Raw genomic sequence first — 20999 nt, forward strand, 5'->3', positions numbered from 1 at the left:
GCGCCGTTCTACATGGCTTCGAACAGGCCGGCCGCGCCCATGCCGGTGCCGATGCACATCGTGACCAGCCCGTACTTGCCGCCCGTGCGGCGCAGGCCGTGCGTGATGGTGGCGGTGCGGATGGCCCCGGTGGCGCCCAGCGGATGGCCCAGCGCGATGGCGCCACCCAGCGGGTTGACCTTGGCCGGATCCAGCTTCAGTTCGCGGATGACGGCCAGCGACTGCGCCGCGAATGCTTCGTTCAGTTCGATCCAGTCCAGCGCGTCCTGCGTGATGCCGGCGCGTTCCAGCACCTTGGGTATCGCGGCCACGGGGCCGATGCCCATCACTTCGGGCGGCACGCCGGCCACCGCGAAGCTGACGAAGCGCGCCAGCGGGCTGAGATTGAATTCGCGCAGGATGCGGTCGGACACCAGCACCACGGCGGCCGCGCCATCGGACATCTGCGAACTGTTGCCGGCGGTCACGCTGCCGCGCGTCGAGAACACGGGGCGCAGCCGCGCCAGGGCCTCGGCGCTGCTGTCGGGGCGCGGGCCCTCGTCCACTTCAACCAGGCGGCGCACCACGCGCACCGCGCCGCTGGCGCCATCGGGCAGATGGGACACCACTTCGTAGGGCGTGGTCTCGGCGCGGAAGTGGCCGGCCGCGATGGCGGCGCATGCCTTCTGGTGCGAGGCGAGGGCAAACGCGTCCTGGTCTTCGCGCGACACTTTCCAGCGTTCGGCCACTTTTTCGCCGGTCAGCCCCATGCCGAAGGCCATGCCGATGTTCTCTTCGTGCGCGAATATTTCCGGGTTCATCGACACCTTGTTGCCCATGATCTGCGGCATCGCGCTCATGGATTCGGTGCCCGCGCCGATCATGATGTCGGCCTCGCCCACGCGGATGCGCGCGGCGGCGTCCGCCACCGCCTGCAAGCCCGATGCGCAGAAGCGGTTGACGGTGACGCCCGCCACGCTTTGCGGCAGGCCGGCCAGCAACAGGCCGATGCGCGCCACGTTCATGCCCTGTTCGGCTTCGGGCATGGCGCAGCCGGCAATCACGTCTTCGATGCGCACGGCGTCCAGCGTGGGAACCTGCGCCAGCGCGCCGTTCAGCGCGGCGGCCAGCATGTCGTCGGGCCGCGTGGTGATGTAGGCGCCGTTGCGCTTGCCCACCGGCAGGCGCGTGGCGGCGACGATGTAAGCGTCTTGAATCTGCTTGGTCATGATCGTTTCCTCAGTTGCGCAGCGGCTTGCCGGTTTCCAGCGTGTGGCGAATGCGGGCCTGGGTTTCAGGCGTGCGCAGCAGCGCCACGAATTCGCGGCGCTCCACGGCCAGCAGCCATTCTTCGTCCACCTTCGTGCCGGTTTCGACTTCGCCGCCGCACAAGGCCACGGCGGCGCTGCGCGCCACGCGATAATCGTGCGCGCTGATCATGCCGCCTTCGCGCATGTTGACCAGCACCATTTCGAAGTTGGCGATGCCGTTGCGGCCCGCGACCGGAATGTTGGCCAGGCGGGGCGGCGGCGTGTAGCCGGCTTCGGCGGCCGCGCGGGCCTGGCCGATGGCCACGAACAGCAGCTCGTCGGGGTGGAACAGGACGATGTCGTGCTCGCGCGCAAAGCCGGCGTCGATGGCTTCCAGCGCGCTCTTGGCCACCTGCGCCATGGCGATGGTCTGGAACACCGGTTGCAGGTAGGGGAACACTTCGCCAGGCGTTGCCGTCTTGGCTGCCAGCGCGGCCGCGCGGCCGGCAAATTCCTTGCTGCCGCCGCCTGCGGGGATCAGGCCCACGCCGGCTTCCACCAGGCCGATATAGCTTTCCAGCGCCAGCACGCGGTGCGAGGTGTGCATCAAAAATTCGCACCCGCCGCCCAGCGCCATGCCCTGCACGGCGGCGACGGTAGGAATGTGCGCGTACTTGAACGACTGCGAGGTGCGCTGGAATTTCTCAACCATGGCCTCCAGCATGTCGAACTTGCCGTCGGCGCAAGCCTGCACCACCTGTTGCAGGTTGGCGCCCACCGCGAAGGGCGGTTCGTGCCAGATGACCAGCCCGTCGAAATCGCGTTCGGCGCGCGCCACGGCTTGCAGCACGCCTTCCAGCACTTCGCCGCCCAGCGTGTGGTTCTTCGAGGTGACAGACAGGATGGCGATGCCCGCGTCCACGTCCGGCAAGTTCCACAAGCGCACGCCTTCGTTTTCCCAGACGGTCACGCCACGGTCATCGGGGCCTTCGCCAAACACGCGTTCAGGGAACTGCTGGCGTCGATAGACCGGCAGCGACGAACGCGGATGCAGCGTGCCCGTGCGCGCCGAATACGAGCCCTGCGGCGCGTGCACGCCCTGGCGCTCGGGTTCCAGTGCCCAGGCGGGCAGGGGGGCGTCACTCATGGCGCGGCCAGCGGCGATGTCCTCGGCCACGGCGGCGGCAATCGCCTGCCAGCCAGCGGCTTGCCAGGTTTCGAACGGGCCTTGCGACCAGCCAAAGCCCCAGCGCATGGCCAGGTCCAGGTCGCGCGCGTTGTCGGCGACGTGTTCCAGCTGGACGGCGCTGTAGTGGAAGATGTCGCGGAACAGGCTCCACAGGAATTGCGCCTGCGGATGGTCGCTGGCGCGCAAGGCGGCAAAGCGCTTGGCCGGATCGCGTTCCTTCAACAGCGCGGCCACTTCATCGGCCAGCTTGCCGGCGCTGGGGCGGTAGTCTTGCGCCTTCAGGTCCAGCACCAGGATGTCGCGGCCTTGCTTGCGGTAGACGCCCGCGCCCGTCTTCTGGCCCAGCGCACCCTTCTGGATCAGCGCCGACAGCCACTCGGGCAACGCGAAATAGCGGTGCCAGGGGTCGTCCGGCAGATTCTTTTCCATGGTGCCGACCACGTGCGCCAGCGTATCCAGCCCGACCACGTCCGCCGTGCGGTAGGTGGCGCTCTTGGGGCGGCCGATCTTCGGACCGGTCAGCGCGTCGACCTCGTCAAAGCCCAGGCCCAGCCGTGCGGTGTGGTGCATGGCGGCCAGGATGGAGAACACGCCGATGCGGTTGGCCACGAAGTTGGGCGTGTCCAGCGCGCGGATCACGCCCTTGCCCAGCGTGGACGTCAGCCAGGTTTCCACCTGGTCCAGCACGGCCGGCTGCGTATGTGACGTGGCGATGATTTCCACCAGCCGCATGTAGCGGGGCGGATTGAAGAAATGGATGCCGCAGAAGCGCTCGCGCAGGCTGTCAGGCAGGGCGTTGGCCAGGGCGTCGATCGACAACCCGGACGTATTCGAGGCGATGATGGCATCGGGCGACACATGCGGGGCGATGCGCTCGTAGAGCGCCGTCTTCCAGTCCATGCGTTCGGCGATGGCTTCGATGATCAGGTCGCAGCCACGCAGCGCGTCCAGGTGGTCGTCGTAGTTCGCGGGGGTGATGAGCGCCAGGCGGGCGGCGCCGGCCAGCGGCGCGGGTTCCAGCTTTTTCAGTCCGGCCAGCGCCTTGTTGACGATGCCGTTGCGGTCGCCTTCGCGGGCGGCCAGATCGAACAGCGTGACCGGCACGCCGGCATTGGCCAGGTGGGCGGCGATCTGCGCGCCCATGACGCCGGCGCCCAGGACGGCGACGTGTTTGACGACGAACTTGCTCAAGGGATTCTCCTTAAAAAAGCGGGCGGTGCGGCTTGCGGCCGCCCGCCCGCGCAAGGCTAGAAGCGGGACGACAGTTGCAGGCCCAGGATGTGGCCGCTGCTGTCATAGGTGCCCGCCACGCGGCCCTTGGTCGCCTGGCTGCCGGACGTCGTATCGATGTCGGTCTTGCGCAGGTACAGATAGGTGTAGCCCAGGTCCAGCGTGGTGCTCTTGGTGGCGGCCCACTGCACGCCCGTCGAGAACCAGTAGCGGTTGTTGTCGGGCAGGGAGGTCGGGCGGTCGGACGCCTTGTGCACGGGCGATTGGTCGTAGGCCAGGCCGAACTTCCACTTCCAGTCGGGGGCGAACTTGTAGTTCGCGCCCAGCGCAAAGCGCCAGGTGTCGCGGAAGTTCAGCGGCAGATCGTCGTCGCGCGCGCCGGGGCCCGAGTTGCGGATCTTCAGGTCGGGAATGCTGCTCCAGCCGGTCCACGACACATCGCCCAGCAGTTCCCAGCGTTCGTTCAACTGGTGCGCGGCGCTCAGGATCAGCGTATCGGGCAGGTCCACCGAGGCCTTGGCGTCGAACGATACCGACTGCTTGGTCGGGCCGATGCTGGTGATGTCGGTGTCGCCCTTGGCGGTGTGCTTGATCTTCGAGCGATACGACAGGCCGATGCGCGTGTCTTCGGTGGGTTGCAGCATGAAGCCGACGTTCCAGCCCCAGGCGTCGCCCTTCAGGTTCAGGTCCGCGTCGCCGTTGGTGGCGACCGGCAGGCCGGCGATTGGCACCACGGCCTTCTTTTTGTAGTTGGCGTCGATGTGCTGCCAGTTCAGCCCGAAGCCCATCGAGAACTTCTCGTTGACCTTGTAGGCGATAGACGGGTTTACGTTGATCGTCTTGATCTCGAACTTGTTGGAATGGTACTGGCCCACCCAGCCGTCGTCGTATTCCGTCATCAGGCCGAACGGCGCGCCGACGCCCAGGCCGATGTACCACTGCTCATTCAACTGCCAGGAGGCGTACAGGTTGGGCACGACGCCCAGGTTGCCGGCGTCGCCGCCATTGCCGCCCGTGGGGACTGAACCGTTCAGGCCGGAGCCGGGCAGGCCGGGAGCGGAGGGGTTGCGGCTGTCGCCGTTGTCCTTGAACTTGAACGAGGGCTTGATCAGGTTGACCCCGCCCGAAAAATTCACACCCGGCAAATACGTCATGCCTGCCGGGTTGAAATAGATGATGCTGGCGTTTTCCGGATTTGCCGCCGAGCCTGCATAAGCGTTGCCCAGGCCACTGGCGTTCTGCTCCAAGAGCTGAAAGCCGGCGGCGTAGGACGTTGCGGATGCGCCCAGGCCGACCACAAGGGCCGACAAGGTGCTCAGGGACAATGAACGTCTGCGCATGGTACTGCCTCCTCGAGTTGATGTATGTCTCTCTTGCACTGCCGGTCTTGCGTGTGACCCGGTCTAATCGGCCTGAGCCGGTTTGCTGCTGCGCCAGGCATTGCTGGCCTGGTAATGCAAGGGTCCGCCCGTGAATGGCGCGAACCCCGTTCCAAAAATCACGCCGGCGTCGGCCGAATCCGCATCGGCCACCACGCCCGACTGCACGCGTCCCTGCGTGGCGTCCACCAAGGGTTGAATCAGGCGTTGCGCCAGGCCGGCGGGAGCGGTGGCGTGTGACTCGCCGCTCTTGCCTTGCCTGACGGGCTTGCCGTCGCGCCAGGTGTAGAAGCCCTTGCCGCTTTTCTTACCCAGCTCGCCGCGCGCCAGGCGCTCGGCCAGGCAGCGTGGCGGTTCGGCCCCGCCAGCAAGTTCCTCGCCCGCCGCGCGGGCGATGTCCAGCCCGACGGTATCGGCCAGTTCCAGCGGACCCATCGGCATGCCGAATGCGACCATGGCGGCATCCACGGTTTCCGGCGACATACCTTCGTCGACGCTGCGCATGGCTTGCAGCATATAGGGCGCCAGCACCGCGTTCACGAGAAATCCCGGCGCGCTCTTGACGGGCAGCGCCAGCTTGTCGATCTGGCCCACGAACGCGCAGGCGCGCGCGGTAGCCTCGTCCGCGTCGCCCTCGGCATGCACCACTTCCACCAGCGGCATCTTGGCCACCGGGTTGAAGAAGTGGATGCCGACCAGCCGCTCGGGCCGCGCGAGCCCGCTGCGCAGCGTTTCCAGCGACAGGCTGGAGGTGTTCGTGGCGAGCAGGGCATCGGCCTTCATGCGAGGTTCAAGCGCTTGGTAGAGCGCGCGTTTGGCTTCGGGCTGCTCGCTGATGGCTTCGATGATGATGTCGGCGCGGGGGACGCCGCCGCCGTCAGGGTCGGGAATCAAGCGGTCCAGCGCGGCGCGCGCCAGGCGCGGATCTTTCAGGCGGCGCGCATACAGCGCGGCGGCGCGGCCGATGGCGGGGGCGATGCGCGCCATGTCCTGGTCCTGCAACGTCACGGTCAGGCCCTTGTAGGCGCACCATGCGGCGATGTCGCCGCCCATGGTGCCCGCCCCGACCACGTGCACGTGGCGCGCGGGCATGACGCTGGTCTGCTTGCCATTGGCCTTCAGCCGCTCCTGCAGGCGGAACACGCGCAACAGGTTGCGTGCGGTGTCGGACGAGATGATCGCGTCGATCAGGTCCGGCGCTTGCAGGGCGTTGCCGCCGTGCTTTTCCCATAACGTGACGATGGCGGGTGCGGCCGGGTAGTGGCCGAGCGGGTCCTTGGCGGCGATCTGCTTGCGGGCGCGCTTGGCGACCAGCAATTTGAATGGCCAGAGGTTGGCCAATGCGCCCACGCCGCGCGCGCGGCGTGGCGGCTTTTTCGACAACACCAATTGGCGCGCGGCGGCTTGCAGCAGACGCGGCGGCACGCGCGCGTCGGCCAGCCCCAGCGCGGCAGCGCGTCGTGCATCCGCGCCTCGGCCGGTCAGCATCATGTCCAGCGCGGCGGGCGCGCCGATCAGTTTTGGCAGGCGCAGCATGCCGCCCCAGCCGGGGAAAATGCCCAGCATGACTTCGGGCAGCGCCAGCGACGTGCCGGGTTGATCGGCGACCAGCCGGTAGCGGCACGCCAGCGCCAGTTCCAGGCCGCCGCCCAGGCAGTGGCCCTGGATCAGCGCCAGCGTGGGGTAACGCACGGCCGCCAGGCGATTGAACAGATTCCAGCCACGTGCGATCAGCCCGCGCGCCTGCTCGGGAGTGTCCAGGCTGGCGAATTCGTTGACGTCCGCGCCCACGATGAAGCCCGTGCTCTTGCCGGACTGGATGATGAGGCCCGCAGGGGGCGCGGCGTCCAGCGCATCCAGCACCACCGCCAATTCGGCCATGGTGTCCGCCGACAGCGCATTGACCGCGCTGCCGGCGCGGTCGAAGGTCAGGCGGGCCAGACCGTCGGGTTCGCGGTCCAGGCGCCAGTGGGACAGCGTGTCCATTGTCGTCATGGGCGGTCCTCGTCCAGGGTTTCAACCAGCATCGCGCCGCCTTGGCCGCCGCCGATGCAGATGGCCGCCATGCCGCGCCTGGCGCCACGGCGCTTCAGGGCTTCAAGCAGATGCAGCACGATGCGGGCGCCGGATGCGCCCACGGGGTGGCCGATCGCGATGGCGCCGCCATCCACGTTGAGCTTGTCCGGGTCCAGCGGCCCCCATGCTGGCGTGCCGAAGTGCGCTTGGCAATAGGCATCGTCGCGCCATGCCGCCAGGCACCCTAGCACCTGCGCGGCGAAGGCTTCGTTGATCTCCCACAAGTCCATGTCATTCAAGCCCAAGCCGTGGCGTTGCAGGATGGGCGTGGCCGCGTGTACGGGGCCCAGGCCCATCTGCGCCGGGTCCAGGCCGGCCCACTGGCTGTCGACGATGCGGCCGAGCGGACGCAGGTTCCATCGCGCCACCGCTTCTTCGGACGCCAGCACCAGCATGGCCGCGCCGTCCGTTACCTGCGAGCTGTTGCCCGCCGTGATGTTGCCCCAGGGCTTGTCGAACACGGGTCGCAGCTTGGCGAGTTTTTCGGGCGTGGAGTCGGTGCGCACGCCGTCATCGTCGGGGTAGAGCTTGCCTTGCGGATCGATCAGCGGCGTGATTTCGTTTAGCGCACCCGCCGCGCGCGCTGCCAGCACGCGCTGGTGGCTGCCGGCCGCGTAGGCATCCATGGCGGCGCGGTCGATGCCAAAGCGCGTGGCGACGTTTTCCGCTGTTTGGCCCATCGACAGGCCCACCACCGGATCCGTCAGGCCCTTGAGCAGCCCGATGACGGGCGCCAGGTTCTTGAGCTTGAAGCCGCGCAACGCGGCCAGCTTGGCGCCCAGGCCGCGCGCGGCGTACCAGCCGGACAGCCAGCGCACCATGTCGTCGGAGAACAATAGCGGTGCGCGGGACAGGGCGTCCGTGCCGCCCGCCAGCACCAGTTGCGATCGGCCGGTCTGAATGTTGGCGATGGCGGAATCCAAGGCCTGCATGCCCGACGCGCAATTGCGCATCACGGTCCAGCCGGGCACCTTGTCGCCGCAACCCAGCCGCAGTGCGATCACGCGGCCGATGTTGACTTCATCCGGCGAGGGGGCGGCGCAGCCGATGATCACCTCGTCCAGGTCGGAAGGAGCATAGGGCTGGCGCAGCAACAGGGCGCGGCCGGACTGTACGGCCAGATCGCCCGCCGAGAATGGCCCCGGGCCCGTGCGCGCTTTCAGGAAGGGCGTGCGGGCGCCGTCGACTACATAAACCGGTTTGAATGCCATCGGTTCCCTCCGTCAGGCGACCTTGCGTTCGGCGGCGGGCCGGTCGGCCTGCGCCGCGCCCAGGTCAAAGGGGAAATCATCTACTTTCACCACCGTATCGCGCAAGTCGTTGCGGTGCTTGACCACCGCGTATTCTTCCGCCGTGATGCCGCCAACCGCGTAGGCCGCATCCGCGATGTCGCGCACGTTGGCTTGCGGATTGCCTTGCAGCGCGCCGCGCTTTTCAAGTTCGCGGATCTTGGCTTCGATGGGTTCTGCCTCCAGCGTGGCGGCCAGCGCCAGTTCGATGGCTCCCACCGGTTCATCGGCGGTGGCGGGCAGGTGGCAGCCCGAGGTCAGGCGGTCGCGCGTGGCGCTGGGGTTGATCAACAGCCGGGCCACATCCTGGCCCAGCTTGTCCGACGGTTGCGCCTGCGTGCGGCCCCAGGGGAAGATCAGGCGCGCCAGGCTCCAGGCCACGAAACGGTTCGGATAGTTCGCCAGCACGCCGTCGAACGCTTCCTGCAACTTGAACAGCGCGTCCTGGATCGACCAGTGCGCCAGCGGCGCATCGGCGGCCTGACGGCCTTCGTCCTCGAAACGCTTGAGCGTGGCGCTGATCAGGTACAGCTGCGAGAGCACGTCGCCCAGCCGCGCCGACAGCCGTTCGCGACGTTTCAGGCTGCCGCCCAGCACCAGCATCGACGTGTCGGCCAGCAGCGCGAAGGCGGCGCAGTAGCGGCTGACCAGCTGGTAATAGCGCTTCATGTCGGGGGCGACGTCGGCGTTGACGTTCACCCAGCGTGCGCCGGTCAAGGCCGTGCCCAGGGTGCGCAGCTTGTTCTTGGCCACAAAGCGCACGTGGCCCCAGAATGCGCGGTCGAAATCGTCCAGCCCCTGCTTGGCGTCGGGCGATTGGGCGGCCTGCATTTCGGCCAGCACGTAGGGATGGCAGCGGATCGCGCCCTGCCCGAAGATGATCAGGCTGCGCGTCAGGATGTTGGCGCCTTCGACCGTAATGCCGATGGGAATCTGTTGGTAGGCGCGGCCCAGGAAGTTGTTGGGGCCCAGGCAGATGCCCTTGCCGCCGATCACGTCCATGCCGTCATTGACGACCTGGCGCGCGCGTTCGGTCACGTGGTATTTGACGATCGCGGATACGACAGACGGCTTCTCGCCCAGGTCCACCGCGCCCGCCGTCATGCTGCGCGCGGCGTCCATCATGTAGGTGTGGCCGCCGATGCGGGCCAGCGCTTCTTCAACGCCTTCGAACTTGCCCACGGGCATGCGGAACTGGCTGCGCACGCGTGCATAGCCGCCGACGGCGCGTGCCGTCAGCTTGGACATGCCGGTGTTGGACGAGGGCAGTGAAATGGAGCGGCCGGCGGCCAGGCATTCCATCAGCATGCGCCAGCCCTGGCCCGCCATGGCGGGGCCGCCGATGATGAAGTCCAGCGGCATGAAGACGTCCTCGCCACGCGTGGGGCCGTTCATGAACATCGCGTTCAGCGGGAAGTGGCGGCGGCCGGTGTCCACGCCGGGATGATCGTGCGGCACCAGCGCGCAGGTGATGCCCAGGTCTTTCTTGCCGCCCAGCAGGCCGTCGGGATCGTACAGCCGGAACGCCAAGCCAAGCAGCGTGCAGACAGGCGCCAGCGTGATATAGCGCTTGTCCCAGGTGACGCGCATGCCGATCACTTCGCGGCCTTGCCATTCGCCCTTGCACACGATGCCGCTATCGGGAATGGCGGCAGCATCGGAGCCGGCCCAGGGGCTGGTCAGCGCAAAGGCCGGTACTTCGTCGCCTCGGGCCAGTCGCGGCAGATAGTGGTTCTTCTGTTCGTCGGTGCCGTAGTGCAGCAGCAGTTCGGCGGGGCCCAGCGAGTTGGGCACCATGACCGAGACGGCCAGCGCGGACGAACGGGTCGACAGCTTGGTCACGATTTCGGAATGGGCGTAGGCCGAGAACCCCAGGCCGCCGTATTCCTTCGGAATGATCATGCCCAGAAAGCCCTGGGTCTTCAGGTAGGTCCAGACCTCGGCCGGCAAATCATGGCGTTCCTGCGTGACGCTCCAGTCGTTGACCATGCGGCACGCTTGTTCGGCCTGGTTGTCCAGGAACTGTTGCTCGGCATCGGTCAGGCGCGGGCGGGGGTAGGCCAGCAGGCGGCTCCAGTCGGGACGGCCGCGAAACAGTTCGCCTTCCCACCAGACGGTGCCGGCTTCGAGCGCGTCGCGTTCGGTGTCCGACATCTGCGGCAGCACCTTGCGATACAGATTGAAGATGGGCGCCGACAACAGCGCCCGCCGCAGCGGCCGCACGCCCAGCACGATGGCGGCAAGCACCGCGATGACGACGAGCGTGAGGATGACTGCGTTCATGTCTTTGTCTCCGTAGGAATCTGTTTTGTTCTGATCTGGCGGGATACCGGTCAGGCGCCGGCCACGGGCGGCAGCGGCGCTCGCAGGCCGCCTAGCAGGAAGCTCATCAGGCGCGGCAAGAGCAGCTCGGGGTTGTCGGGTTGTTCGGCTTCGTCGATCTGCCAGCCCGTCACGGAGCGCAGCAGGTCGGTGCCGATGATGGCGTAGGACGTCGCGCCCAGCATGAATTGGAAACGCCAGACGATTTCGGCTTTGGGCACGTCGGGCAGGGCGGCGAACAGGGCGTTGCGGTAACGCTCCAGCACGTCGGCGTATTCCTCGGCGAACAGCGCGCGGATGAAATCCGACGGGTCCGTCATGGTGCGTTCCAGCAGAGGCAGAAAGGTGCTGCCGGCCTGGGCAGGGTCAGCGGCCAAACGCAGCAGCGTGCCGAAGAAGGCGTCGACGATCTGGGAGGGCTTCAAGGGCTTGCCTTCGGATTGCGCCTCAAGTTCGTCCAACAGGCGCATGCGTTCGCGGTTCAGGACTTCCAGCCGCCGTTTCAGCACCGCCTGGACGAGTGACTCTTTCGATCCGAAGTGATAGTTCACCGACGCCAGATTGACACCGGCCGCGCCGGTGATTTGACGCATCGATGTGCCTTCGTGGCCTTGTTGCGCGAAAAGCGCTTCGGCGGTGTCCAGGATGGATTCGCGGGTAGTGGGAGTTCTGATTTCTTGCATAGTGTTGAATTCAAACGTTCGTTTAAAAGCCATTATGCGTGAGGGCAGGAGGAGAAGCGAGCCTCGGCTATCCCCAACAGGGTTTACCCCTAACGTACGGACGCAACATCCCTTGAGTACTAGGCGGCGGGCTCGCTATACCGGGTCAGCTAGACCAGAAGGATGAGCCCGCGCACGCAGATGCACGACAGCAACTCGCCCACCAGCAGGAGTTTGAGCCGTTCGTCCTCGGGCGGCCGGCCTAGGTTGTCTGCGGTCTGGAAGCCGCGGAGAAAACGCCGCAGTATCAGCGCGAGGACCTAATTGCGTTGTACCGGCGATGAGAGAGGCAAGCCCGCGCGCCAGGCCGGTGCGCTCGCCCTAGACGCCCTGACACAGGAGCGGGACATATGAAAACCTACCGAGTAGGACTGCTGGTTGACGGGTATGAGCAACCCGGCTGGATGCATGAGATGGTGGATTGGCTCGTCCATAGTCAGGACTTCGACATCTCCGCCTTACTGGTGATGAGCGGCGAGGGCGGCGAGAAAGCGCCGCGACTGGGCGTGAAGGCTTTGTTCGGCACGTTGTCGCGCTTCGAAGCCCGTATGCTGCCGGCCAAGCAACGTCAGACGCTGGCGTGCGCCGATCTGCGCAAAAGCATGCCGTCGCCATCGGTGCCGGTGCTGCCCCTGGACTCGGGCGAGTCGACTCCCGGCGCGCAGGACGCGGTGACGGCGTTGGGCCTGGACCTGGTCATCACGCTGGGCGCTCCGTGTGCTTCGCGCGCGCAGATGAGCGGCTGGGCACGCCTGGGCGTCTGGCAGTTGAGCTATTCCGATATCGCCGTGTCGACCAGCCGCTACGCGGGTTTCTGGGAAGTCTTTCAACGCGAGGACCACACCACCGTAAAACTCTGGCGCGTGGGCGAGAAGGCCGAGCAGGATGAATTGCTGGACCAGCGCAGTTTCAATACCGAAGTGTTCTGGTTGAAGAATCAGGCGCGCGCGTTCAGCCTGGGCAACTTCATGGTCTACGACGCCTTGCAGGCCCTGGCGCGTGCGCGCCAGAACGAGCCGGCGCCCGACATGCAGATCATGAGCGGCCCGCGCCGCGCCGACCCTGGGCAGTGGGATAGCGCCGCATATATCGCGCGTCAGGCGTGGTTAATTTCGGATTTGATTGTGCGGCGCATCATGAAGCGGAATATCCGATGGCGGATCGGTATGTTTCCCTCATCTAGGCAACAGGCGGTGGTTTCGGAGGCCATGGTTTTACAACCTCCCAAAGGTAGGTTCTTCGCAGATCCGTTTGTTTATACGCACGATAAAAAACCCTATATATTTTTTGAAGATTACGACTTCACTTCCCGCAAGGGCACAATTTCCGTCGCGACCTACTCCGACGGGGCTTTCCGGCTGTTGGGCACGGCGCTGAACCTGCCCTATCATTTATCTTTTCCGTATATTTTTGAACACGAAGGCGTGACCTACATGGTTCCGGAGACGTGCGGAAATCGCAGTATAGAGTTGTGGAAATGCACCGAATTTCCGCTGAAATGGGAGCTGGACGTCACGCTGATGACGAATATATCCGCCGTAGATACCATTATTTTTAAACACGGCGAATATTGGTGGCTATTAACAAATATTGATCGTACGGACGGCCAAAGTCATTGCGATGAATTATTTGCGTTTTTTTCGGATTCGCCGCGCTCGACCGAATGGACGCCCCATGCCTGCAACCCCATCGTGCGCAACCCGATGCGCGCCCGCAACGCGGGAATCGTTGTGTCGCCTGGGGGAGAGGTGATCCGCTGTGCCCAGTACCAGGGCTTCTGCCACTACGGCAAGGGCGTGTCGCTGAACCGCATTGAAGAGCTCACGCCGTCCACTTATGTGGAAACGGATGGCGAAATCCACTACGCCAGCTTTTTGCGCAAGCGTCATGCTTCAATGCACCATTGGCACCATCAGGGCGGTCATACCGTATTTGACTTCGCCTATATGGAGTAAATGAAGGCTCAAGCGACAAAATAAAAATGTTACCTATATTGCTTATGAGCGAACCGCGCCCGGGCACGGTGTGTCCGCGGAAACATATCGAAAGTTTTTCGGCCACATTTCGGCTCATTTCGCCGCGAACGGCTAGCGCCGCACCGCGGCTTTTTTTCGCCCGTGGTTCGTTCGATATCGTTACGGATCAAGCCTCTTGGGCGAGGCCGCCCTAGGAGAGAATGCCCTTGGCCCCTGGGGAAGCTGGTGTAAACCCTAGCGGTAAAAAGGGTGAGACGACGTTCTCATCCTTATTTACGAGGCTGTTTAAGGCTAACGAATGATTTCTGTTTTTGTCGGATTATATCGCCCTGAAACGTCTTGATTTTGAAGGTTTCGAACCATAAGATGGGTCCATGCCATCCGTTATGTTGGCTACCAAAGTTGCCCAGCCCAAATGCCCCGGTCCAGCGTCATTAGATATTCCGGGATATTGCGGACCACCCCCGCGGAGCTGGAAAAAAAATAGTCTTCAGCACAGCGAAGATCCCTTCTAGGCCCGTCGAAAAACCGGGAGGACACCATGGCCAAGATGGTCCTGATTGAAGCCCATCCGCTACTGCGGTTGGGGTTGTGGCAGATACTCAGCAAGTTGGACGATGTGTGGGAAATCGAGGGTATGGGCTTGGCAGATTTGTCCAAGGCCGATGGCGCGCACGCTGGCGCCGATCTCTTGATCTACGGATTGCCGGTGGATACCGATGAAGCATGGAGCGCGCTGCACGAAATTCAGCGCGTTCTGACGCCCAAGCGGATTCTGCTGTTGACGGATGTGATGCCCTTGCCGATGCCGGTGCAGGGCTTGCCTGGCGCCAGTGTGTATGGCTGCTTGATGAAGACGGCCTCGGTCGAAATCCTCGAAGCGGCGATTCGCCTGGTCATGGCCGGCGGTCAGTGTTTTCCCAGCGAGCAGGCATTGCAAGCGCCTGCCTCCACGGTCTGCGCGTTGCCGGCACGCGATGGCGATGACGCTTCCAGCAAGGGCTCCATGCCGGTCAGCGCCGGTGCGCAGCTGCTTCAGATCACGCCGCGCCAATACGAAGTACTGGTGCTGCTGGCAAGGGGATATCCGATCAAGACCGTCAGTCGCATGCTGAACATCTCGGTAGCTACCGCGAAGACGCATGCGTGCACGCTCTACCAGCGTCTGCATGTCAAGAACAAGGGAGAAGCCGTCTACGCGGCCCTGCAACGCGGTGCGACCTTGGAATGGCATGAGCCCAATGGCAGGGAATCGGACGCCGGGCAGATCTATGGGCGCAAGCTGGGGTAGAAACAAGGCGCGCCGCCTGCCCGGCTGCCAGGAACAGGTCTGTTCTGGTGCCGGGTTCGCCCCACCACCATCCCGCCTAAGTCATCTATATCAGTAACCGCAGTCAATTCGGATGCGGCTTTCCTCCACCAATCATCCTCCTGAACGAGATTCAGCGAACGTAGCCGCTGATAGCATGGGTTGTGTCCGCAAGCATGGGTCAAGAGCGCGAATTACAACGGCTCGCCGCCGTGACCCAATAGCGCGGGCAAGATTCCCTTGGGGCTGGCGCCGCACATAACCTGCCATTGCAGCGTGATGCGCCGACGTCATGGGAACCGTGAATGGGCCATGTGTCACAAGGTTCTCCCCGGGATGACAACCGTACTGATCGAAGACTACGCTCTGCTTCGCGTCGCGATCCAGCATGTGCTGGAGCGTGTACGGAACGCCGACGACATCCTGGCAATTTCGCCAGCTCATCTCCTTAACATGTCCAGTTCGATCAACCGTCCAGTTGAGTTGCTGGTGATTGGTTGCAGCGGCATCGCGGAACAGGACATCGGGCTTGTTTCGCAAGCCATGGCCTTCTTCATGCCCAGGCTGGTGCTGGTGCTGTATTCGGTGCTGGACCCCGCCGTCATGGGCGCGTGCGCGCGCGCCGGCGTGGCGGGCTATCTGCCCAAGGCGTCCAGTCCCGATGCGCTGGCCGCTGCCGTAAGCCTGGTGGTGGCGGGCGGAGAATGCTATCCACAACCGGCAGGGCGGCCGCAAGGCGCGGCGCATGCGCCCATGCAGGAACTGCGTGAGCTGACGCAGCGCCAGGAAGAGATCCTGCAACTGCTGGTGCAAGGCAAGACCATGCGCGAAATCGGCCAGCACGTCGGCATATCGGTCGCCACGGTCAAGAGCCACGCGCGCACGCTGTACTGGAAGCTGAACGCGCGCAATCAGGCCGAGGCGGCTTATATCGCTGTGCAGATGGGTCTGGTGCGTGGAGGCGGCCCGCTGCCACCCGTCAAGAAGGACGGCGCTTGACGCCGCCTGCCCCGAATCCAACGACGGCGCTTGGCGCCGCCGCGCCAAAAAAAAACGGTAGAGAGAAATCTCTACCGTTTTTTTTGCCGCCAGGACTCAACGATCAACGAGCGCTAGCGTTCGCCTTCGCGCGGACGGGCGTCGACGGCGGGGGCCGGGGGCGTCGCGCGGCTGCCGATCACCTTGGCGAACTCCCGTTCGGCCGCGGCCAGCACGGCGTCCACGTGCAGGTTGTTCAAGGCGTACAGGCGCGCGGCGGCGCCCAGCGTTTCGCGGATCTGCGCGTTGTAGCTCAGTTTGCGCACGGCCTCGGCCATGGCCTCGGCGTCTTCCGGCGGCGTCAACAGGCCGCAGCGCGCCACGACGCCGGCAAGCTCGGTGCCAGGGGCCGCGCCGCACACTACCGGCCGGCCGCTGGCCAGCATGCCGGTCAGCTTGGACGGCATGACCAGGTCGGCCGCGCCGGCGCGCTGCGGCAGCAGATGGATGTCGGCGGTGTTGAGCAAGGCGCCCAGCCGATCGGCTGGCTGCAAGTCCAGGAACACCACGCGGTCCAGTCCCTGGCATGCCGCTTGCAGGGGCGCGCGTTCGGGGCCCTGCCCACAGAACACGAACCATAGCCGGCTCTCGCGGCTCAGTCGCCGCGCCACTTCCGCCAGCGTCTGCAAGCCTTGCTTGCCGCCCATGTTGCCCGAGTACAGCGCCACGATCGCGTTGTCCGGGATGCCCAGTTCCGCGCGGTAATCGCCGCCATCGGCGCGCGGCGTGATGGCGTTGACGTCGATCCAGTTGGGCAGCAGCACCGCGCGCTCGGGCTCCACGCCCTTGGCGATGGCCAGGTCCAGCATGCGATGCGAAATCGTCGACACGCGATCGAAGCGGCGCATCAGCCAGCGCTCGGCCCGCTTGACCATCGACCGCAGGCCGGCTCCCTTGAGCAGGCCCAGTTCGAACGCCGCGTCGACCTCGTAGTCCTGGATGTGCAGCCACGCGCGCGCGCCGCACAGACGCGCCGTGAGCCAGGCCGCGGGCGCGCAGAACAGCGCCGGTTCCACGACCAGGATCAGATCGGGCCGGCTCGCGGCCGCGCGCAGCAAGGAAGGCAGGCTGGATACCGCGAAGCTGGCCAGGTGGATCAGGCGCTTGAGCCCGCCCGGGCGCTTCGGCACCCACAGCGGCGCGCGGCGCACGGTGACGCCGCGCCGTTCCTCGCGTCGATAGCGTCCCGCGCGATAGCCCTCGTGCACCTGCCATTGCGGGTAGTAGGGCGGGGCGGTCACCACGCTGACCTGATGGCCATGCGCGGCCAGCCACTCGGCCAGCTCGGCGCTGTACTTGCCGATACCGGTCAACTCGGGCGCGTAGTTGATGCCGTAGATCAGAATCTTCATGGCGCCGTCGCCATGCGCGGGCGCACCGGGCGGCAGGGATTGCCATGGCAGACCATCGCCGCCGGCATGTTGCGAAACACGGAACTGCGCGCGCCCACCACGGCTTCGCGGCCGATGGTCACGCCCGGTCCGACAAAGACATCGGTGGCGACCCAGGCTCCGTCCTCGACCCTCACCGCGCGTTCGCGCAGCGGAAAGTCGGGCTGGCCCGCGTCGTGGTCGGCCGCGCACAGATAGCTGCGCTGCGACACCACGGCGTGCGCGCCGATATGGATGGGTCCCAGGCTGTACAGGACGGCGTCGTCACCGATCCAGGCGTAGTCACCAATCTGCACTTTCCACGGATAGGTCACCGTGGCCGACGGCCGGATCAACACCTTCTTGCCCACCTGCGCGCCAAAGCAGCGCAACAGCCAACGCCGAAAGCCATACGCCACCTGGGGCGACCAGCGAAACAGCGTGGCCTGCACCATCCACCACAGCTGCACCGTCAGCGCGGAGCGGCCACGCTGACCAGGCGCCAGCGCAAATCGATCCAGTTGCTGAAGCGCGCTCATTTGACGGCCCCCGTCACGGCGCTAGCTTCCGATTCGCTGGCGCGCGCCAGCCGGGCCTTCTGCAATTCTTCGGTCTTGATGCGGATCTGCCAGTAATACATGGCGCGCGCCACCGCGTAGTCATAGCCGGCCTTGCCGTCCAGAAAGCCCAGCCGGAAGACATAGGAATGCAGGAACGAGATCGGCGCCTTGAACGGCATGGCCTGGAAGATGCGCTTGAGCAAGGCGCGCGCGCCCACGTTGGCTTCGCGCGGATCGTTCATCAGGCCCTTGGTGCGCAGGTTGGCTTCCCAATCCGAATAGCGGTTGTGCTTGTCGAAGTAATGGAACAGCGAATCGTGATCGTTGTGCACCATGCGCTGGCGCAGCGCGAACGTCTCGCCCTTGACCTGCGGCTGGTAGTGGCCTTCCACTTCCCACATGTGCGCCACGTCCAGGTCGTCGTAGTCCAGGAAGCGCGATTGGTCGCGCGCCAGCAGCGCCAGCTTGTAGACGCGATGGCCGTGTTCCAGCTTCTTGCCGCAGAACACGTAGTCGAAGGGCACGAACGCGCCGCCCGCGCCCGCGGCAAAGCGCGGCAGCACTTCGCGGATCTCGGCCGCCAGCGCCGGCGTCATTTCTTCGTCGGCGTCCACGTACAGCACGACCGGATGCGAGAAGGGCAGTTGTTCCAGGCACCATTGCTTCTTCTTCGGATACTTGCCATTCCATTGGAAGTTGGAAACGCGGGCGCCCAGCGCCATCGCCATCGCGCAGGTGGCGTCGGTACTGTTTGAATCGACCACGAAGACTTCGTCGAACTCCACCAGCGCCTTCAGGCACTTGGCGATGTTGCGCTCTTCGTTCTTCGTCATGACGACCACGGAAACCGGTATTTTCTGCATGATGCTGTCCTGTTCAGGGCGTGCCGCGTTGCATCAACGGCTTGAATAGCGCGATGACGTTGCGGCAATGCCGCTCTAGGGAAAATGCGTCTGCGCGCTCGGGGCCTTGCGCGGCCAGTTGCTCGCGCATCTGCGCGTCGTAGGCCAGCCGGCGCACTGCGTCGGCCAACGCCGCCGCGTCGCCCACCGGCACCAGCAGGCCGTAGCGGCCGGCATCGAGAATTTCGGCTGGACCATGCGGACAGTCGGTGGAAATCACCGGCACGCCCAGGCACAGCGCTTCGACCAGTACGTTGCCAAAGCTCTCGCGTATGGACGTCAACACGAACGCGCCCGCGCTGGCGATGACGGGAAACGGGTTGTCGATGTGGCCGGCCAGCGTGACGGGGCTGCGCGAGGGGCGCTCGTCGATACGCTTTTGCAAGGCGGCGTGTTCCGAGCCTTCGCCCAGGATGGTGAAGGTGATGCCGGGGTCGTCCACCAGCGCGGCCGCGTCCACCAGGGTGGCGTAGTCCTTCACGGCTTCCAGCCGGCCGACCGCTACGACGTGATACGGCGCCGCGCCGTCGCGGGCCGGGCGCTGCTGCGCGCCCTGGCGGCGCACGTTGTCCAGCGGTACGCCGTTGTAAATCGTATGCACCTTGCCGCGCAGCGGCGGAAACATGCTGACCAGGTCTTCCTTGACCCCGCGCGACACGCCCACCACGGCGTCATGCCGGCGATAGGTCTGGCTGACCAGCCAGCACTTCAGGCGCCGCATCTTCGATGCGCCGTAGTGGATGGCCGGGCTGCTGTGTTCGAACGCCACGGTCCGGAACTTGCCGCGCAACAGCTTCTTGGCCAGGATGACCAGCATGTTGCACAGCAGGCCATGCGAACACACGATGGCCGGCTTGTCGCGGCGGATCTGCGCCATCAGGCGCATGAAGGCCACGGGCAGCATCAGCCGCAACTGGGTGGGCGATTCCAGGATGGGCAGCGCGCGCGTCACCTTCGGGTTGGCGACGGGATACTCCCGATTGCGCGAGCGCAGCAGGAACAGGGCCGAATCGACGCCCTGTTCCGGCAGGGCATCCACGATGAAGGCAACGCATCTTCCGACGCCGCCGTGCAAGTCTGGCGCGACAAACAAGACATCAGGCATGTGGGATTACTCGCGGTGGCGACCGGCGCACGGCATCCGGACGGTGGCTGGGGGTTAGCGGCGCGCGTGGCGTGTCTGCCCTGGGCACGGGCATGATCTGCGCATTGCGCATCAGCGACAGGCAATAGCACAACAGGAATCCGGTGAACGCGGTCTTGGGCGCATACGCCAGTCCGCCGGACAGCGAATCGATGAAGATGTAGATGGGCGCCGTGGCCAGCAGGTAGCGTCGGTGCATCTCCAGGCCGGGGTGCGCGTATCGTCGCAGCAGCGTCAGCAGCAGGATCAGCAAGGGCGGCAGCATGATCATGAAGGTGCCGACCACGCCGAACTTCATCAGGTAGAACGCCCAGGAATTGTGCGCGAAGGTGCTCAGTTCAAAGCCGTTCTCGCCCATCACCCAGCTGCGGAATCCCGCGCCTTTGCCGAACACGGGGCTTTCGGCAAAGGAATCCATCTGCCCCTGCATCTCCTGGATGCGCGCGCCGTAGCTGGAGTCTTCGTCCAGCTTTTCGACGCTGAAGATGCGGTTGGTCAGGACGTCCAGGTAGCCGATGCTGGCGAACACCAGCACGCCCGCGACGGCGGCCGGCGCGAAGATCAGCACCGCGCGGCGGCGGATTTCCGGCCCCGTGCCCAGCAGCACCGCAATCACCACCGAGACCGCCAGTTGCAGGTACTGGCTGCGGTTCAGCGAAAACACCAGCGCCAGCAGCATGTACAGCGTCAACGCATAGGCCTTGGGGCCCGACACGTTCAGCGTGCGCCGGAAGGTCAGTAGCGACACCACGCCGAATGGAATGGCCCACACCCCCAGCCGCACGTTGCGCAGCGGGTTGGACACGCTGAATCCCTGCAACTGTTCCAGCAGCATCAGCGTGGCCACCGCCAGGCAGGCCGCCACGATGTACTTTTGCAGCACGGCGTAGGCGGCGGGGCTGTCGATGTCCTTGTAGCAAAGGAAGGGCGTGCACAGAAAGTAGAAGACGATGCGCAGGTCGCGCGCCACGTCGCCCGTTTCGATGCCGGGATGGTGCATGGACACCAGCAGCAGATAGATCACCGACATGGCCTGCAAGCCCAGCAGCGCACCCAGCAGGCCGCGCGGCAGGGCGTAGGCGCTGGGCTCGGCCAGCCGCAACGCCTTCACGGCCAGCATGGCCACGAACAGCACGTCGAACGGCGACAGCTTGAAGCTGCCCACGCCCAGGATGAAGCGGTCATCGTTCAGGGCCAGCGCGGTGAAGGCGAACAGGCCCAGCAGATGCAGGGTGGATAGTCGGCGGTGCGTGCTCATGTCGGC

The 20999-nt window shown here is 65.3% G+C and carries 15 protein-coding genes; 3 read left to right on the forward strand and 12 right to left on the reverse strand.

What is annotated here, in order from left to right:
* Positions 1 to 8: 8 nt before the first annotated feature.
* The 7 genes from API01S_RS00840 to API01S_RS00870 form a co-directional block, all read right to left on the reverse strand.
* Positions 9 to 1208: an acetyl-CoA C-acyltransferase gene (locus API01S_RS00840; protein WP_061302668.1), complete on the reverse strand. Its 1200-nt coding sequence runs from the start codon at positions 1206 to 1208 to the stop codon at positions 9 to 11.
* Positions 1209 to 1218: 10 nt separating this feature from the next.
* Entirely contained in the window at positions 1219 to 3609 is a 2391-nt protein-coding gene (locus tag API01S_RS00845) for a 3-hydroxyacyl-CoA dehydrogenase/enoyl-CoA hydratase family protein (RefSeq protein ID WP_061302670.1), read from the reverse strand.
* Between the two features lie 56 nt (positions 3610 to 3665).
* Positions 3666 to 4988 (reverse strand): OmpP1/FadL family transporter, encoded by a 1323-nt coding sequence (locus API01S_RS00850; RefSeq protein WP_050729922.1) that lies wholly within the window; start codon positions 4986 to 4988, stop codon positions 3666 to 3668.
* Positions 4989 to 5051: 63 nt separating this feature from the next.
* Positions 5052 to 7022, reverse strand: a complete 1971-nt coding sequence (locus tag API01S_RS00855; RefSeq protein ID WP_061302672.1) for a 3-hydroxyacyl-CoA dehydrogenase NAD-binding domain-containing protein — start codon at positions 7020 to 7022, stop codon at positions 5052 to 5054.
* Positions 7019 to 8314, reverse strand: a complete 1296-nt coding sequence (locus API01S_RS00860; RefSeq protein ID WP_061302674.1) for an acetyl-CoA C-acetyltransferase — start codon at positions 8312 to 8314, stop codon at positions 7019 to 7021. Before API01S_RS00860 ends, API01S_RS00855 begins: the two co-directional genes overlap by 4 nt.
* A gap of 12 nt (positions 8315 to 8326) precedes the next feature.
* On the reverse strand, positions 8327 to 10675 hold the full coding sequence (locus tag API01S_RS00865; RefSeq protein ID WP_061302676.1) for an acyl-CoA dehydrogenase: 2349 nt from the start codon (positions 10673 to 10675) through the stop codon (positions 8327 to 8329).
* A gap of 50 nt (positions 10676 to 10725) precedes the next feature.
* Positions 10726 to 11397, reverse strand: a complete 672-nt coding sequence (locus API01S_RS00870) for a TetR/AcrR family transcriptional regulator (protein WP_039883389.1) — start codon at positions 11395 to 11397, stop codon at positions 10726 to 10728.
* A gap of 389 nt (positions 11398 to 11786) precedes the next feature.
* Here API01S_RS00870 and API01S_RS00875 point away from each other — a divergent pair, with 389 nt between their 5' ends.
* The 3 genes from API01S_RS00875 (at position 11787) to API01S_RS00885 (ending at position 15720) form a co-directional block, all read left to right on the forward strand.
* Positions 11787 to 13391, forward strand: a complete 1605-nt coding sequence (locus API01S_RS00875; protein ID WP_006220593.1) for a glucosamine inositolphosphorylceramide transferase family protein — start codon at positions 11787 to 11789, stop codon at positions 13389 to 13391.
* 562 nt (positions 13392 to 13953) lie between these two features.
* A complete protein-coding gene (locus API01S_RS00880) occupies positions 13954 to 14703 on the forward strand; it encodes a response regulator transcription factor (RefSeq protein WP_006220592.1) in 750 nt (249 codons plus the stop codon).
* Positions 14704 to 15057: 354 nt separating this feature from the next.
* On the forward strand, positions 15058 to 15720 hold the full coding sequence (locus tag API01S_RS00885; protein WP_039883387.1) for a response regulator transcription factor: 663 nt from the start codon (positions 15058 to 15060) through the stop codon (positions 15718 to 15720).
* Between the two features lie 113 nt (positions 15721 to 15833).
* Here API01S_RS00885 and API01S_RS00890 read toward each other — a convergent pair whose 3' ends face one another.
* The 5 genes from API01S_RS00890 to API01S_RS00910 are packed head-to-tail and all read right to left on the reverse strand — an operon-like array spanning position 15834 to position 20993.
* Positions 15834 to 17111 (reverse strand): glycosyltransferase WbuB, encoded by a 1278-nt coding sequence (locus API01S_RS00890; RefSeq protein WP_061302678.1) that lies wholly within the window; start codon positions 17109 to 17111, stop codon positions 15834 to 15836.
* Positions 17108 to 17668, reverse strand: a complete 561-nt coding sequence (locus API01S_RS00895) for a putative colanic acid biosynthesis acetyltransferase (protein ID WP_006220588.1) — start codon at positions 17666 to 17668, stop codon at positions 17108 to 17110. The genes API01S_RS00890 and API01S_RS00895 overlap by 4 nt, the downstream gene beginning before the upstream one ends.
* On the reverse strand, positions 17665 to 18552 hold the full coding sequence (locus API01S_RS00900; protein WP_061302679.1) for a glycosyltransferase family 2 protein: 888 nt from the start codon (positions 18550 to 18552) through the stop codon (positions 17665 to 17667). The genes API01S_RS00895 and API01S_RS00900 overlap by 4 nt, the downstream gene beginning before the upstream one ends.
* Before the next feature lie 13 nt (positions 18553 to 18565).
* The gene (locus API01S_RS00905; protein ID WP_006220586.1) at positions 18566 to 19696 is read right to left on the reverse strand and encodes a glycosyltransferase; all 1131 of its coding nucleotides are present in this window, start codon (positions 19694 to 19696) and stop codon (positions 18566 to 18568) included.
* Positions 19689 to 20993 (reverse strand): O-antigen ligase family protein, encoded by a 1305-nt coding sequence (locus API01S_RS00910; protein WP_061302681.1) that lies wholly within the window; start codon positions 20991 to 20993, stop codon positions 19689 to 19691. Before API01S_RS00910 ends, API01S_RS00905 begins: the two co-directional genes overlap by 8 nt.
* Between the last annotated feature and the right edge of the window lie 6 nt (positions 20994 to 20999).

The sequence above is a fragment of the Achromobacter piechaudii NBRC 102461 genome (assembly GCF_001571245.1).
In the GTDB taxonomy this organism is placed as follows: domain Bacteria; phylum Pseudomonadota; class Gammaproteobacteria; order Burkholderiales; family Burkholderiaceae_B; genus Achromobacter; species Achromobacter piechaudii.

Coding starts and splice junctions, on each gene's coding strand:
- API01S_RS00840 (WP_061302668.1), bottom strand. CDS start 1,208: ATGACCAAGCAGATTCAAGACGCTTACATCGTCGCCGCCACGCGCCTG.
- API01S_RS00850 (WP_050729922.1), bottom strand. CDS start 4,988: ATGCGCAGACGTTCATTGTCCCTGAGCACCTTGTCGGCCCTTGTGGTC.
- API01S_RS00855 (WP_061302672.1), bottom strand. CDS start 7,022: ATGACGACAATGGACACGCTGTCCCACTGGCGCCTGGACCGCGAACCC.
- API01S_RS00860 (WP_061302674.1), bottom strand. CDS start 8,314: ATGGCATTCAAACCGGTTTATGTAGTCGACGGCGCCCGCACGCCCTTC.
- API01S_RS00865 (WP_061302676.1), bottom strand. CDS start 10,675: ATGAACGCAGTCATCCTCACGCTCGTCGTCATCGCGGTGCTTGCCGCC.
- API01S_RS00870 (WP_039883389.1), bottom strand. CDS start 11,397: ATGCAAGAAATCAGAACTCCCACTACCCGCGAATCCATCCTGGACACC.
- API01S_RS00875 (WP_006220593.1), top strand. CDS start 11,787: ATGAAAACCTACCGAGTAGGACTGCTGGTTGACGGGTATGAGCAACCC.
- API01S_RS00880 (WP_006220592.1), top strand. CDS start 13,954: ATGGCCAAGATGGTCCTGATTGAAGCCCATCCGCTACTGCGGTTGGGG.
- API01S_RS00885 (WP_039883387.1), top strand. CDS start 15,058: ATGACAACCGTACTGATCGAAGACTACGCTCTGCTTCGCGTCGCGATC.
- API01S_RS00890 (WP_061302678.1), bottom strand. CDS start 17,111: ATGAAGATTCTGATCTACGGCATCAACTACGCGCCCGAGTTGACCGGT.
- API01S_RS00895 (WP_006220588.1), bottom strand. CDS start 17,668: ATGAGCGCGCTTCAGCAACTGGATCGATTTGCGCTGGCGCCTGGTCAG.
- API01S_RS00900 (WP_061302679.1), bottom strand. CDS start 18,552: ATGCAGAAAATACCGGTTTCCGTGGTCGTCATGACGAAGAACGAAGAG.
- API01S_RS00905 (WP_006220586.1), bottom strand. CDS start 19,696: ATGCCTGATGTCTTGTTTGTCGCGCCAGACTTGCACGGCGGCGTCGGA.
- API01S_RS00910 (WP_061302681.1), bottom strand. CDS start 20,993: ATGAGCACGCACCGCCGACTATCCACCCTGCATCTGCTGGGCCTGTTC.